The 14,400-nt window shown below is 74.8% G+C and carries 12 protein-coding genes; 2 read left to right on the top strand and 10 right to left on the bottom strand.

Annotation, left to right across the window (positions count from 1 at the left end):
- Nucleotides 1-160: 160 nt before the first annotated feature.
- Nucleotides 161-1,492, bottom strand: a complete 1,332-nt coding sequence (locus tag E1265_RS22045) for a histidine kinase (RefSeq protein WP_243741004.1) — start codon at nucleotides 1,490-1,492, stop codon at nucleotides 161-163.
- Between the two features lie 97 nt (nucleotides 1,493-1,589).
- Complete coding sequence (locus E1265_RS22040; protein WP_132932563.1) at nucleotides 1,590-2,348, bottom strand: phosphoglyceromutase; 759 nt, start codon at nucleotides 2,346-2,348, stop codon at nucleotides 1,590-1,592.
- A gap of 74 nt (nucleotides 2,349-2,422) precedes the next feature.
- Here E1265_RS22040 and E1265_RS22035 point away from each other — a divergent pair, with 74 nt between their 5' ends.
- Nucleotides 2,423-5,086 carry a SpoIIE family protein phosphatase gene (locus E1265_RS22035; RefSeq protein WP_132932561.1) on the top strand — a complete coding sequence of 888 codons (2,664 nt, stop codon included), beginning with the start codon at nucleotides 2,423-2,425 and terminating at the stop codon, nucleotides 5,084-5,086.
- Here E1265_RS22035 and E1265_RS22030 read toward each other — a convergent pair.
- Complete coding sequence (locus E1265_RS22030; RefSeq protein WP_132932559.1) at nucleotides 5,074-5,580, bottom strand: YbjN domain-containing protein; 507 nt, start codon at nucleotides 5,578-5,580, stop codon at nucleotides 5,074-5,076. The two genes, E1265_RS22035 and E1265_RS22030, sit on opposite strands and share 13 nt — an antisense overlap.
- The gene (gene mshA / locus E1265_RS22025; protein ID WP_207931165.1) at nucleotides 5,573-6,832 is read right to left on the bottom strand and encodes a D-inositol-3-phosphate glycosyltransferase; all 1,260 of its coding nucleotides are present in this window, start codon (nucleotides 6,830-6,832) and stop codon (nucleotides 5,573-5,575) included. Before mshA ends, E1265_RS22030 begins: the two co-directional genes overlap by 8 nt.
- 121 nt (nucleotides 6,833-6,953) lie before the next feature.
- Here mshA and E1265_RS22020 point away from each other — a divergent pair, with 121 nt between their 5' ends.
- Entirely contained in the window at nucleotides 6,954-7,811 is an 858-nt protein-coding gene (locus E1265_RS22020) for a class I SAM-dependent methyltransferase (RefSeq protein WP_132932555.1), read from the top strand.
- Here E1265_RS22020 and E1265_RS22015 read toward each other — a convergent pair.
- The 6 genes from E1265_RS22015 to E1265_RS21990 all read right to left on the bottom strand — a co-directional run bounded on the left by E1265_RS22015 (nucleotide 7,808) and on the right by E1265_RS21990 (nucleotide 14,364).
- Nucleotides 7,808-8,917 carry a caspase family protein gene (locus tag E1265_RS22015; RefSeq protein ID WP_132932553.1) on the bottom strand — a complete coding sequence of 370 codons (1,110 nt, stop codon included), beginning with the start codon at nucleotides 8,915-8,917 and terminating at the stop codon, nucleotides 7,808-7,810. The genes E1265_RS22020 and E1265_RS22015 overlap by 4 nt on opposite strands.
- Nucleotides 8,914-9,282, bottom strand: a complete 369-nt coding sequence (locus E1265_RS22010) for a hypothetical protein (RefSeq protein WP_132932551.1) — start codon at nucleotides 9,280-9,282, stop codon at nucleotides 8,914-8,916. The genes E1265_RS22015 and E1265_RS22010 overlap by 4 nt, the downstream gene beginning before the upstream one ends.
- A gap of 32 nt (nucleotides 9,283-9,314) precedes the next feature.
- Nucleotides 9,315-10,487 (bottom strand): hypothetical protein, encoded by a 1,173-nt coding sequence (locus tag E1265_RS22005; RefSeq protein ID WP_132932549.1) that lies wholly within the window; start codon nucleotides 10,485-10,487, stop codon nucleotides 9,315-9,317.
- A gap of 4 nt (nucleotides 10,488-10,491) precedes the next feature.
- On the bottom strand, nucleotides 10,492-11,514 hold the full coding sequence (locus tag E1265_RS38180; protein ID WP_207931164.1) for a hypothetical protein: 1,023 nt from the start codon (nucleotides 11,512-11,514) through the stop codon (nucleotides 10,492-10,494).
- 122 nt (nucleotides 11,515-11,636) lie between these two features.
- Nucleotides 11,637-12,068, bottom strand: a complete 432-nt coding sequence (locus tag E1265_RS21995) for an NUDIX hydrolase (protein WP_132932547.1) — start codon at nucleotides 12,066-12,068, stop codon at nucleotides 11,637-11,639.
- Entirely contained in the window at nucleotides 12,052-14,364 is a 2,313-nt protein-coding gene (locus tag E1265_RS21990; RefSeq protein WP_243741005.1) for an RNA degradosome polyphosphate kinase, read from the bottom strand. Before E1265_RS21990 ends, E1265_RS21995 begins: the two co-directional genes overlap by 17 nt.
- Nucleotides 14,365-14,400 lie beyond the last annotated feature (36 nt).

The following is a 14,400-nucleotide window of genomic DNA, read 5'->3' as shown; positions in this document are numbered from 1 at the left end:
CGGCCGTCCATGGGGGGAGGATGATCTGAGGAGGGTCCATGGAAGCGACACCCCTGCCCGCTCCCGTGACGCCGCCCGGGGAGCGTCGGCCGCTGCCGTTGCTCGGTGGTTGCGGTTGCGGTTCCGGCTGCAGCTGTGGCTGCCAGTCGGGGTCCGCGTGTCAGTGCGGGGGCAACTGCGGCTGATCCTTGGAGTTACTGGGGTCCCGCCCGAGGGGGGTGGGACCCCAGGGCAGCTCCGCCACCAGTTCGAACTCCGTGCCCGAGGCGTTCGGCCCGTGCCACAGCGCGCCGCCCTCGAGCGCCGCGCGCTCCTCAAGGCCGGCGAGGCCGGCGCCCGCGCCCGGGATCCCGGCGGGCGAGGGGCGCGCCGGCAGCGCGTTCCGCACCGCGACCGTGAGGCCCTGCCCCGGCGCGCCGCCGACGGCCACCTGGACCGGCACGCCCGGCGCGTGTTTACGCGCGTTGGTCAGACCCTCCTGGACCACCCGGTAGGCCGTGCGCTGCACGGTCGCTCTCAGCTTCGCCGCCGCGCCCGCGTCCAGGTCGCGGGTGTAGACGACGCGCTGGCCGGCCCGCTCGGCCTCGGTGACGAGCCCGCCGATGTCGGCCACGCCCGGCTGCGGCCCTTCCTCGCCCCGGCCCCGCCCGCGCAGCACCGTCAGCACCTCGCGCAGCTCCTCGAGCGCCTGGTGCGCGGTGTCCCTGATGACGCGGGCGCTGTCGCCTATCTCCGCGTCGCTGAGCGGCTTGGCGCCGCCCGCCGAGGCGTCCGTGCGGTAGGCGAGCGCGCCGGCGTGCACCGAGAGGAGCGAGATGCGGTGCGCGAGCACGTCGTGCATCTCGCGCGCTATGGCCTCCCGCTCGGTGCGGCGCGCGTCGACCAGGCGCCTGGTGTGCTCGGCCCGCTCGCGCCTGGCGTCGGCGCGCAGCCGCAGCACCAGCTGGCGGCGCAGCCGCACGCTCGCGCCCCAGGCGAAGAAGAACAGGTAGTAGGCGACCATGAACGAGAGAGCCATGTAGCCGCCCTCGTGGGGGATGGCGTACTCGACGAGGTAGGGCGTCACGGCGACGAAGTGCCCCACGAGCACCAGCAGCGCGGTGCGCAGCGGCAGCCGCAGTCCGAGGTTGAGGATGCCGAAGGTGACCGCGCCGAAGCCGCAGCTGGACAACGCGGTGACGGGGATGAGGGCGAGGCCGACGGCCAGCGGGTGCTCCCGGCGCCACCAGAGCGCCAGGCAGGCGAAGGCGCCGAGCCAGGGATCGACGGCCACCATCCAGCCGGGCAGGTAGTACCGGCTCGGCAGGTCGATCAGGAGCAGCAGCCAGGCGGCGGCCGACAGGGCGAAGAAGAGCCCGTCGACCGCCCAGTCCCGGCCGGTGCGACGCGGACGCGACCGGGCACCTTCGGCGAGCAGCTCCCCGGGCAGCAGCCACCGCTGCTCCCACCCGTCGCGCCCCGCCGCCCCCTCGTTCATCGGCACTGCGGTCATGTGTACGAGGTTAAGGGCTCGAGGAGCGCCGACCGGGTGAATATCCGGCCGGCCGCCCACGCGACGGGAGGAGCTGCCGCTCGCCCTACTTCTTGCCCTACTTCTTGCCCTGGTTCTTGACGGCCTCGATGGCGGCCCTGGCGGCCTCCGGGTCCAGGTAGCGGCCGCCGGGGGTGGCGGGGCGGAAGTCGGCGTCGAGGTCGTAGAGGAGCGGGATGCCGGTGGGGATGTTGAGGCCCACGATGTCCGCGTCCGAGATGCCGTCCAGGTGCTTGACCAGGGCGCGCAGGCTGTTGCCGTGCGCGGTGACGAGCACGGTGCGGCCGGTGAGGAGGTCGGGAACGATGCCGTCGTACCAGTAGGGCAGCATCCGGACGACGACGTCCTTCAGGCACTCGGTGCGCGGCCGCAGCTCGCTGGGGATGGTCGCGTACCGCGGGTCGTCGCTCTGCGACCACTCGGCGCCGTCCGCGAGCTCCGGCGGCGGGGTGTCGTAGGAGCGGCGCCACTTCATGAACTGCTCCTCGCCGAACTCGGCGAGGGTGGCGGCCTTGTCCTTGCCCTGCAGGGCGCCGTAGTGCCGCTCGTTGAGCCGCCAGGAGCGCCGGACGGGGATCCAGGCCCGGTCGGCGGCGTCGAGCGCCAGGTTGGCGGTGCGGATGGCCCGCTTGAGGGTGGAGGTGTGCAGCACGTCGGGGAGCAGGCCGGACTCCTTCAGCAGCTCACCGCCGCGGACCGCCTCCTTCTCGCCCTTCTCGTTCAGGTTGACGTCCACCCAGCCGGTGAACAGGTTCTTGGCGTTCCACTCGCTCTCGCCGTGGCGGAGCAGGATCAGCTTGTACGGTGCGTCGGCCATGAGGCCGAGAGTAGACGGCACACCCGCGCGGCAGCGGATCGCCCCCGGGATCACCTCCGGTGCAAAGTGGAGGAATGAGGGCATTTCGCTCTGGCCTGCGCCTGCGGAGCGTCGTCGGCCAGATGTTCATCCTCCAGGTGGTGATCACGCTGCTGCTGGTCGCCGCCGGGGTGAGTGTCCTCGTGCTCCAGAGCCATCAGGAGAAGCGGACGACGGCCGCCGAGCGGGCCCTCGCGGTGGCCCAGACCTTCGCCAACTCGCCGGGTACCGTGCGCGCCCTGCGCTCGGACGACCCGACGGCCGAGCTCCAGCCGAGCGCCGAGGCGGCCAGGAAGGCGACGGGCGTCGACTTCATCGTGGTGATGGACCGGGACGGCATCCGCTTCACGCACCCCAACCCCGACCAGATCGGCAAGCGCTTCATCGGCACCTTCGAGCCGGCCGCCGAGGGACAGGTGGTGCGGGAGCAGGCCACCGGCACGCTCGGCCCCTCGGAGCGCGCCGTGGTGCCCGTGCGGGACGCGGACGGCCAGGTGATCGCCATGGTGGCGTCCGGCGAGACGCTGCGGAAGATCAACCTGATGGTCGCCAACGAGCTGCCGCTGCTCCTCGGCGCCGGCGGGATCGCGCTCGCCCTGGCCGTCGGCGGCGCCGCGCTCGTCAGCCGGCGGCTGCTGCGGCAGACCCGGGGACTCGGCCCCAGCGAGATCACCCGACTGTACGAGCTACACGACGCGGTTCTGCACTCGGTCCGCGAGGGCGTGCTGATCCTGGACGAGAACTGCCGTCCGCTGCTGGTCAACGAGGAGGCGCGGCGGCTGCTCGACCTGCCGGCCGACACGACCGGCAGGCGCATCGACGACCTCGGCCTCGACCAGGCCACCGTGGAGCTGCTCAGCGGCGAGGAGGACGTCACCGACGCCGTGCACCCGGCCGGCGGCCGGCTGCTCGCCGTCAACCTGCGCCACACCGCGGGGCACGGCGGCCCGCCGGCCGTGGTGGCCACGCTGCGCGACACCACCGAGATCCGGGCGCTCTCCGGCCGCGCCGAGACGGCCCAGCGCAGGCTCGGCCTGCTCTACGCGGCCAGCGTCCGCATCGGCACCACCCTGGACATCACCAGGACCGCCGAGGAGCTGGTCGAGGTCGCGGTGCCGGAGTTCGCCGACTACGCCAGCGTCGACCTGGCCGACACCGTGCTGCGCGGCGAGGAGCAGCCGGGCGTCGAGATCAGGATCCGGCGGGTCGCGGCCGGCGGGATCACCGCGGAACACCCCCTCTACCCCTCGGGCCGGGCCCTCGCGCTTCGCCCTGACACGGCCGAGGTGCTGGGGCTGCGCGGCGGCCGGGCCCAGCTGGAGACCGACCTGCGCGGCACCGACTGGTGGCGGGCCGGCGACGAGGAGCACGCCAGACGGCTGCTCGACCTCGGCCTGCACTCGCTGATCTCCACCCCGCTCCAGGCGCGCGGGGTGGTGCTCGGCGTGGCCAACTTCTGGCGGTCCCGGGAGGGCGAGCCGTTCGACGAGCAGGACCGCTCGCTCGCCGAGGAGCTGGCCGCGCGCACCGCCGTCTGCGTGGACAACGCCCGCCGCTACGCGCGCGAGCACGAGATGGCCGCCACCCTGCAGCGCAGCCTGCTGCCGCGCGAGCTGCCCGAGCAGAACGCGGTGCGCGCCGCCTACCGCTACCGGCCGGCCGAGGCGGTGGGCGGCGACTTCTTCGACATCATCCCGCTCTCCGGCGCCCGGGTCGCGCTGGTCGTCGGCGACGTGGTGGGCCACGGCCTGCACGCCGCGGCCACCATGGGCCGGCTGCGCACCGCCGTGCACAACTTCGCGGCCCTCGACCTGGCGCCCGACGAGCTGCTCAGTCACCTGGACGAGCTCGCCGACCGGGTGGACCGCGACGAGGACGCGATGGACGGCGCCACCGGCACCATCACGGGCGCCACTTGCCTGTACGCGATCTACGACCCGGTGGAGGGCGTGGTCACCATGGCCCGCGCCGGGCACCTGCCGCCGGCGCTTGTCCTACCCGACCACTCGGTGTCCTTCCCCGAGCTGCCGGCCCAGCCGCCGCTCGGGGTCGGCGGCATGCCGTTCGAGACCGCCGAGCTGCGGCTGCCCGAGGGCAGCGCCCTGGTCCTGTACACCGACGGCCTGGTAGAGGCCAGGCAGCGGGACATCGACCGCGGCCTCGGGCTGCTGGCCGACGCGCTGTCCGGCTCCGCCCGGCGGGACGAGGGCCCGGAGGAGATGTGCGACGCGGTGCTCGACGAGCTCCTTCCGCCCCGCCCGGGCGACGACGTGGCGCTGCTCGTCGCCCGCACCCGGGTGCTCTCCCCCGACCAGGTCGCGGTATGGGACGTGCCGACGACGGCGTCGGCCGTCGCGCCGATCCGGGCCGCCGTCAGCGACAGGCTCGCCGAGTGGCGGCTGAGCGAGATGGCGTTCATCACCGAGCTGATCCTGACCGAGCTGATCACCAACGCCATCCGGCACGCGACGGGCCCCGTGCGGGTGCGGGTGTTGCGGGACCGGACGCTGATCTGCGAGGTGTCGGACGCCAGCAGCACCTCGCCGCACCTGCGGAACGCCACGGCCACCGACGAGGGCGGGCGCGGCCTGTTCCTGGTGGCGCAGTACGCGGAGCGCTGGGGCACCCGCTACACGCCGGAGGGCAAGGTCATCTGGGCCGAGCAACGGCTCCCGGCCGGCCGGCGTCAGGAGTCCTGATCCGGCCTGGTGAGGTGCGCGAACGCGTCGAGGTTGCGGGTTGACTCGCCGCGGGCCGTGCGCCAGGCGTACTCCTTGCGGATCGCGGTGGCGAAGCCGAGCTCGAGCAGGGTGTTGAACGAGCCGTCCGCCTGTTCGAGGACGGTGCCGAGCAACCGGTCGACCTCCTCGGGGGTGATCGCGGCCAGCGGCAACCGGCCCACCAGGTAGACGTCGCCCATCGCGTCCACCGCGTAGGCGACACCGTAGAGCCGGGTGTTGCGCTCCAGTAGCCAGCGGTGCACGGCGGCCGCGTTCTCGTCGGGGCGCCGGATCACGAAGGCGTTCAGCGAGAGGCTGTGCCGGCCGACCACCAGCGAGCACGTGGTGGACAGCTTGCGGGTGCCGGGCAGCGTGACGACGTACCTGCCGGACGCCGGACTCTCCCACTCGGCGCCGCTCTCCCGCAGCGCCGCCTCCAACGCCCGTGCCGCGCCCTCGATGCCGTCAGCCATGCGCCGATCGTAGCCCGCGGCCGGCCCGGAACAGCCTGGCCTGCGCGGCCGCCCGGTAGACCTCGAGGGTGCCGACCGCCGTGGCCTCCCAGCCGAAGCGGCGGGCGTGCCGGGCGGCCTCGGCGCCGAGCCGGCCGGCGTGCGCGGGGTCGGCGAAGCGGCGCAGCGCCGCCGCGTACTCCACCGGGTCGTGTCCCTCGATCAGGTAGCCGGTGGCGCCGTCCCGCACGACCACGGGCAGACCTCCGACCGCCGCCGCCACCACCGGCGTCCCGCACGCCTGCGCCTCGACGGCGACCAGGCCGAACGACTCGCTGTAGGACGGCATCACCAGCACGTCGGCCGCCCGGTACCAGTCGGCGAGCTCGGGCTGCGAGACCGGCGGCCTGAACCGCACGAGGTCGCCGATGCCCAGCCTGGCCGCCAGCTTCCGCATCCGCTCGGGCCGGGCCAGTCCGGTGCCGCTCGGCCCGCCGACCACCGGCACCAGCAGGCGGCGGCGCAGCACCGGCTGCTCGTCGACCAGCTCGCGGACGGCCTGCAGCAGGATGTCAGGGCCCTTCAGCGGCTGGATGCGGCCGGCGAACAGCGGGATCAGCGCGTCGGGCGGCAGCCCGAGCCGCTCCCTGGCGGCTGCCCTTCCGTCCCCGGGGCTGAAGGTCGCCAGGTTGACCCCGGGGTGGACGACGGCGGTGCGCATCGGGTCGGCGTCGTAGTGTTCGACCAGCTCGGCGGCCTCGCCCGCGGTGTTGGCGATCAGCCGGTCGGCGGCCTGCACGATCTGCGTCTCGCCGATGACCCGGGCCGCCGGCTCCGGCGTGTCGCCGGTGGCGAGCGCCGCGTTCTTCACCTTCGCCATGGTGTGCATCGTGTGCACCAGCGGCACCCCCCAGCGCTCGGCGGCCAGCCAGCCGACGTGCCCGGAGAGCCAGTAGTGCGAGTGCACCAGGTCGAAGTAGCCGGGCGGCTGCTCGGCCCAGATCTGTATCACGCCGTGCGTGAAGGCGCACAGCTGCGCCGGCAGCTCCTCCTTGCTGAGCCCCTCGTAGGGGCCGGCCTCCACGTGCCGCACCCGCACGCCCGGCGCCAGCTCGACGGTGGGCGGAAGCCCGCCGGTCGTCGCACGGGTGAACACCTCCACCTCGATGCCGAGCGCCGCCAGCTGCCGCGACAGCTCCACGATGTAGACGTTCATGCCGCCCGCGTCGCCGGTGCCCGGCTGGTCGAGCGGCGAGGTGTGCACGCTGAACATCGCGACCCGGCGAACGTGTGGCACAGCGGCTCCTGCTCGTCGCTTGGGGAAGGGACCTGGGTGTGCAACCCAGCCCCGGAAGCTCCTGTTCCCATTGTGCGGAACCGTTACCCTCGACCGCATGCGGCAGGGTCCCGGGGGAAGGCCAGAGGGGAATGTCACACGCGGCACCACCAACCCGAACCGGCTGCGCCGCATGGACCGGTGGATCGCCGCCGCGCTCGGCCCCGCGCTGCGCCACTCGGCCGCCCCGCCCGCGGCCGTGGACCTCGGCTACGGGGCGGCGCCCTGGACGGCCGTCGAGCTGCTTGAGCGGCTGCGCCGGGTGCGGGCCGACGTGCGGCTGTTCGGCGTCGAGATCGACGAGGCCAGGGTGGCCGCCGCGCTGCCCTACGCGGGCCCCGGGCTCGACTTCGTGCGCGGTGGCTTCGAGCTGCCGCTGCCCGACGGCCGCCGACCGCTGCTGATCAGGGCGGCCAACGTGCTGCGGCAGTACGCCGAGGACGAGGTGCCGGCCGCCTGGGCCCGGCTGTGCGGGCGCCTCGCGCCCGACGGGCTGCTGGTCGAGGGCACCTGCGACGAGATAGGCCGCCGGCACGCGTGGGTCGCGCTCGACGCCGCCGGGCCGCGCACGCTGACGCTCGCCGCCCGGCTCGGCTCCCTCACCACCCCCTCGGAGCTCGCCGAGCGGCTGCCCAAGGCGCTGATCCACCGCAACGTGCCGGGCGAGCCGATCCACGCGCTGCTGCGCGACCTCGACCGGGCCTGGGCCTCGGCCGCGCCCTACGCGGCCTTCGGGCCGCGCCAACGCTGGCTGCGCGCCGTCGCCCTGCTGGCCGCCGACTGGCCGGTCGCCGACCAGGCGCGGCGGCACCGGCAGGGCGAGCTGACCGTCCCCTGGCCGGCCGTGGCGCCGCTCGCCGGACCGCTGGCGGGAACGGCGACCGCCCGCCCTCAGGATCCTGCCGGCGCCGGCTAACCGCGGGCGGCCGCCGACCAGTGGTCGTGGCTGGCGCGGGCGGCCCGCAGCCAGGGATCGTCCGGGGCGGCGAGGGGAGACCAGTCCTTCAGGAGGGCGTCGAGGAGGCGGCGGGCCGCCACCGGGTCGCCGCCCTCGCCCACCGCCGAGGCGTGCGCGTGGTGGATACGGAAGCGGAGGCGGTCGCCGAACGGCAGGGCCTCAGCCGCGTCGCGCGCTATCGCCGCGAACAGCCGCTCGGCCTGGGCCAGCCGCTCCCGCCTGGCGACCAGCGGCCGGCCCTCGCGGCCGGCCCGGCCGACCCGGGACGCGAACCTGGCCCGGGCCGCGAGGCCGGCCGCGGTGCGGCCGGTGCCGAACGCCGGGTTGCGGGCGAGGGCGAGGTCGCCGCTGGCGTTGACCGCCCGCTGGCGCGGGTACGGCCAGCTCTGGTGCGGCGCCTCCGGCGGGCGCGGCTCGGAGTCGAGCGGCGCGAGCAGCACCGAGAGCCGGCGGAAGATCGTCGCCAGGTCGAGCAGCTCTGGCCCCTCGGGAACGCCCTCGGACAGCACGCCGAGCAGCGCCGCCGAGAACCTGCTGTGCGCCGCGCCCGGCGGCGACCAGGCGCGCTCGGTGCGGCCGGCGGCGACCAGCAGGTGGACGTTCTCCGCGCCGGCCGCGTCGAAGACCCGCTCCGCGTAGCAGCAGTCGAGGATCGCCACCGCGTGCCTGGCCCCGGACTCCCGCAGGGCGTCGAGGACGTGCTCGACGGGCAGACCGGTGGCGGCCGCCTGCCGCTCCTCGTCCACCGAGTCGGTCAGGGCCAGCACCAGCCGACCGTGCCTGGCCTTGAGGCCGTGGCCGGTGTAGCAGAACGCCAGGACATCGGGCTTCGGGCCCACCTCGAGCAGCCGCAGCACGTCGGCCGGACGCCGCGGATCGGTCACGGTCCTGGCCAGCTCGGGGGCGAAGAGGCCGCCGGGGCCGGTGAGCGCCGCCGTCAGCGCCGCGACGTCGGCCCCGGCCCGCGGCAGCGCCGGCAGGTGGCGGAAGCCCGCGCAGCCAGCCACGACCAGGTGCGCGCGTGCGGCGTCAGGGACCAGCGGCGGCCAGCCTGCGTCCGTCATCCCTGGCCTTCGCCGAGGAACCGCAGCAGCCGCTCGGCCTCGGCGGCCGTGGGCGCGTCGACCCTGGTCTCCGCGCCGTCGGCGCGCCGCACCCGCAGCCGGACCCGCCGGGTGAGGGCCCGCTCGGTCAGCCAGCCGAAGACCGCGCCGACCAGCGCGGACGCGTAGGGCCCCGCCGCGTTCAGCACCTCGACGGCGGCCGTCACCGCGCCCTGCTCGCCCGGCACCGGCGGCCGCGGCACGCCACGCACCGCCCCGCTGAGGTCCTCGTGGGCGGCGAGATCGGCGGCCAACCCGCGCAACAGTTCGTCGGCCGGATCGTCCGCCTCGTCGGCCAGCTCGATGGTCACCCTGGAGTCGGTCATTCCCGTCCCCTCCCCGTGATCGAAAACGGCGGTCAGAAGTCGTCGGGCCGGCCGGGGTCGGCACCGGCCGGCGGGCCGGGCGCGGCCGGTGCCCACGCCCCGCCGCCCGGGCGAGCGGTGGCGAAGCGGCGCGGCCCCTCGGGCGCCTCGGCCGGCAGCCGGAACACCGCCGTCGCCTCGTCCGGGTCGAGCAGATCGCTCAGCACCCGCTCCAGCTGGCTGAGGGGCCGGGGCACGCCGAGCCGGTAGGTCGCCTCGAGCCAGGTCCTGCCGAGGCCCGCGAGGTCGGCCCAGGCCGCGTCGAGCTCGGCGGGAACCGGCTCGCGGGCGGCGAGGGCGCCCGGTGTCCGGCTCATGGTCCGCGCGACGAGCCCGGCGAGCTCCAGGGGCGGCGGGCCCGCGGCGGCCAGCGAGATCCTGGCGCGGAAGGCGCGGTGCGTGTACCGGGCGAGGGCCGCCCGGTAGAGCGGCACGGCCCGGCGGGCGAACGGCTCGGGCGGCAGGTCCCGGCCGAAGAGGGGGTTGGCCCTGAGGGGATGGGTGAGCCGCTCGTAGTCGTCGTGCAGCTGGCGCAGCGCGGCGGCGAACGCCGGGGATATCGGATAGGGCTCGAGGCAGACGCCGAGCACGGTCGGCCGGTCCCGCGCGGCCAGCTCGGTCCACACCGGCTCCCAGGACGCCGGCTGGGCGGCCAGCGGCTCGAAGGCCACGCCGATCGGCGACGCGCTGTCCGGCCTGGTCATGGGCGCGCTCGCCGGCAGCCGGCGGATCTCCACCAGGCCGAGCCCGCCGGCCGCGACCGCCGCCGCGGCCCCGCCGTACCGCTGGACGGCCGCCGCCAGGGGCTCGGGCGCGAGCGCGGCACGCAGCCCTGAGGCGTCCAGCGGCTCGGCCACCACGTGGCTCGGCAGGTCGAGCAGCCGCTCGCCGAGGCTGCCGGCGGCGCCGGGCGCCGCGGCCGCGTCCGCGCTGTGCACCTGCCCGAGCAGCGTCGCGGTCAGCGGCTCGCCTGGCCGGCCGCCGGACTCGAAGCGCAGCTCCATCCGCACCGGCAGCGGCGCGGCGCGCTCGGCGAGCCAGGCCCGCTCCAGCAGCGGCGCGGCCTCGGGGGGACCCGGCAGGTCGGCCGGCCGCAGCCGGCAGCCGACCCAGCCCCAGGCCCCCATCTCCGAGGGCGCGGTCAGGATGTCGCCCCGGTAGGCCACGGCCTCACGCCCCCGCGCCCGGCGGGGCCTGCGTCGGCTGCGGCGGGATGACGGTGGGCGGCGGGGCGGCCGGCGCTACCGGCGGCGCGGCCGGCGTGACCGGCGGCGCGGCCGGCGTGACCGGCGGCGCGGCCGGCGTGACCGGCGGCGCGGCCGGCGTGACCGGCGGCGCGGCCGGCGTGACCGGCGGCGCGGCCGGCGTGACCGGCGGCGCGGGCCGCGGCACCGAGTGCGCCGCGACCGCCGTGGTGCCGCTCGGCAGCAGGCTGTCGAGCACGGGCGGCAGGCCGGTCGGGAAGCCGAAGGCGTCCGCCACCGAGCGGTTCTCCAGGGCGACGAAAAGCCCCTCGCGGCAGGCGATGTGGACGGCCTCCCGCATGGCCCGGGGCCGCTCGGAGCGCATCACCACCTCCTCGTCGCTGTTGTGCCCGGCGAAGCTGCGCGCCAGGTCGGTGAGGAAGTGGCCGATCAGCTGGTAGCCGCGCCGGGAGCGCCACATCGTCCACCCCAGGTAGAGGCTCGAGCCGTAGGGGAAGACCGACACGTACGCCTGGTACGCGCCCTCGGTCAGCAGCAGCCGCTCGTTGACCGTGTTCTGGCCGGGCATCCGCAGCCGGTGCGGCACGACCCTGAGGGGGCTGCGGCGCCGCCGCAGGGTGCCGCTGATCTGGTTGTAGACGTCGTGGGCGCGGTCCTCGCGGTCGATCAGCAGCACCCGCCACTCGGCGATCGGCTCGCTGGTCCTGCTGAACACCAGCACGACGAGGTACACGAGGGAGGCGAGGCCGGCGACGGCGCCCAGACTCTCGTAGCCGCCGCCCAACAGCACCAGGGCGGCGATCAGCACGAACACCGTCAGGCCGACGAGCGCCGCTCTGGCCCACATCTGGAGGAGGGTGCGCCAGCTGACCCGCTCGTCGAAGGCGGTGTCGAGATCGCCGTACCGCAGTGTCTTGTCCAGATAGGCCGCGTTGGCGTCTCCGCCGACCCAGCCCGGGATGGGCGCGTACTCCCGCTCGCCCGCCATGGCCGCCTCCCCCGGGGGGACAGTATGAGATGCGCATCACATCGCTTCGCCGAAGATGATGGCACACGACACTGACACTCCGTGAGTGAAAGACCACTCTCCCTCTGGCACAGGCCGGCGGCCTATGGCGCGGTCATGTGCGGCAGCGCCTCGTCGAGCAGCAGCCGGTCGGGCTCGTGGCTCAGGCGGGCGCGGGCCCCGGTCGGCGGGAGCCACAGCACCCGGTCGACCTCGTCGTTCGGCTCGAAGCGGCCACCGACCGCCTGCGCCGCCCAGTAGCTGACCTCCTTGGGCCGGCCCTTCGCGAGGTAGCGGGCGGTGGAAAGCGGGGCGCCGAGCCGGCAGTCGAGGCCCGTCTCCTCCCGGACCTCGCGCAGCGCGGCGGCCCGGGCCGACTCGCCCGGGTGCAGCTTGCCCTTGGGGTGCGACCAGTCGTCGTAGCGCGGCCGGTGCACGAGCAGCAGCTCGACGCCGTCGCCCGGGGCCGGCCGCCACACCACGCAGCCGGCCGCGAGCACCGGCCGGTCCTGCCCGCCGTCAGCCGCCGTTCCCACGGCGCTTCCTGCGGCCCTCGATCAGCGTCTCCTGAACGTTGCGCAGGGGCTGTCCCTCGTCGTCGAACGCGTGCCGCGTCCAGTTGCCGTCCCGGTCCAGGTGCCAGGACTCGGACGCGTCCGAGGTGCCGGTGGACAGCAGCCGGGTCAGCGCCGAGCGGTGGCCCGGGTCGCTGACCCGCACCAGCGTCTCGATCCGCCGGTCCAGGTTGCGGTGCATCAGGTCGGCGCTGCCGAGCCACACCTCGTTCTCCCCGCCGCCGGCGAAGGCGTAGATCCGGGAGTGCTCGAGGAAGCGGCCGAGGACGCTGCGGACCCTGATGTTCTCCGAGAGCCCGGGCACCCCGGGCCGCAGCGAGCAGATGCCGCGCACCCACACGTCCACCGGGACGCCGGCCTGCGAGGCGCGGTAGAGGGCGTCGATCACGGTCTCGTCGACGATCGAGTTGACCTTGATCCGCACCCAGGCCGGCCGGCCGGAACGGTGGTTCTCGACCTCGCGGCGGATCCGGGAGACCAGGCCGCCGCGCAGCGAGCGCGGGGCGACCAGCAGCCGGCGGTAGTTGTCCCGCCGCGAGTAGCCGGAGAGCCGGTTGAACAGGTCGGACAGGTCGGCGCCCACCTCCGGGTCGGCCGTCAGCAGCCCCAGGTCCTCGTAGAGCCTGGCCGTCTTGGGGTGGTAGTTGCCGGTGCCGACGTGCGAGTAGCGGCGCAGCTCGTCGCCCTCCTGCCGCACCACGAGCGACAGCTTGCAGTGCGTCTTGAGGCCGACGAGGCCGTAGACGACGTGGCAGCCGGCCTGCTCGAGCTTCCTCGCCCACTTGATGTTGGCGTGCTCGTCGAACCTGGCCTTGATCTCCACCAGCACCAGCACCTGCTTGCCCGACTCGGCGGCGTCGATCAGGGCGTCCACGATCGGCGAGTCGCCCGAGGTGCGGTAGAGGGTCTGCTTGATCGCCAGCACGTCCGGGTCGGCCGCCGCCTGCTCGAGGAACGTCTGCACCGAGGTGGAGAAGCTGTCGTACGGGTGGTGCAGCAGCACGTCCCGCTGGCGGAGCGCGCCGAAGATGTCGGCCGCCTGGGCGGACTCGACCTCGGCCAGGTCACGGTGGGTGCCGGCGACGAACTTGGGGTACTTCAGATCGGGCCGGTCGAGCGCCGCTATCGCGCTGAGCCCGGTGAGGTCGAGGGGGCTGGGCAGCGAGACGACCTCCTCGCGGCTGATCTTCAGCTCGCGCACCAGCCGGTCGAGCACCCTCGGGTCGATGGTGTCCTCGACCTCAAGCCGCACGGGCGGGCCGAAGCGGCGCCGCAGCAGCTCCTTCTCCAGCGCCTGGAGCAGGTTCTCGGCGTCGTCCTCCTCGACCTCCAGGTCCTCGTTGCGGGTGACCCGGAACACGTGGTGCGCCAGCACCTCCATGCCGCGGAATAGCTCCTCCAGGTGCGCCGCGATCACGTCCTCGACCGGCACGAAGCGCTGCGGCGACGCCTCCAGGAACCGGTCGAGCAGCGGCGGCACCTTCACGCGCGCGAAGTGCTCGTTCCCGCTCGACGGGTTGCGGACCACGACGGCGAGGTTGAGCGAGAGCCCCGATATATAGGGGAAGGGGTGCGCCGGGTCGACGGCGAGCGGGGTGAGGACCGGGAAGATCTTCTTGCGGAAGAGGGAGAAGAGCCGGGTCTGCTCCTGCTCGGTCAGGTCCTGCCACCGCACCAGGTGGATCCCGGCCTCGGCGAGCTGCGGGGCCACGGTCTTCTGGTAGCAGGCGGCGTGCCGGCTCATCAGCTCGCGGGTGCTCGCCCAGATCGAATCCAGCACGTCACGCGGGGCCCGCCCGGTGAGGGAGCGGGTGGCGACGCCGGTCGCGATGCGGCGCTTCAGGCCGGCGACCCGGACCATGAAGAACTCGTCGAGGTTGCTGGCGAAGATGCTAAGGAAGTTCGCCCGTTCGAGCAACGGCGTGCGGGGGTCCTCGGCGAGGTCGAGCACCCGTTCGTTGAACGCGAGCCAGCTGCGCTCGCGGTCGAGGAACCGGTCCGCCGGGAGCTCGGTCTCCGACTCGACGGTCGGTGCCGGCGCGGCGGGCTGCGGGACGAGGGCGGCGCGGGTTTCCTGACTCATGCCTCCATTCTCGCGCCATGTGTGCAAACGGGGCACGTCAGCGCGGTAAACAGGCTGACGCGCGCGCGATCCGGCACGCGGGGTGGCGAGCCCGCCGGGGGCGCCGCCGCGGCGGCGCTTCGCGCGAGGTTGTTTCCCCCACCCACTCGCCCTTCCCCGGCTGGCGCGGGGCACCGCCGCCGCGCTGCGCGCGGGATCTGATCCCCGCCC

The organism is Streptomyces sp. 8K308 (assembly GCF_004348315.1).
Lineage (GTDB): Bacteria > Actinomycetota > Actinomycetes > Streptomycetales > Streptomycetaceae > Streptomyces.
This window is presented reverse-complemented; position numbering and strand designations above follow the sequence as displayed.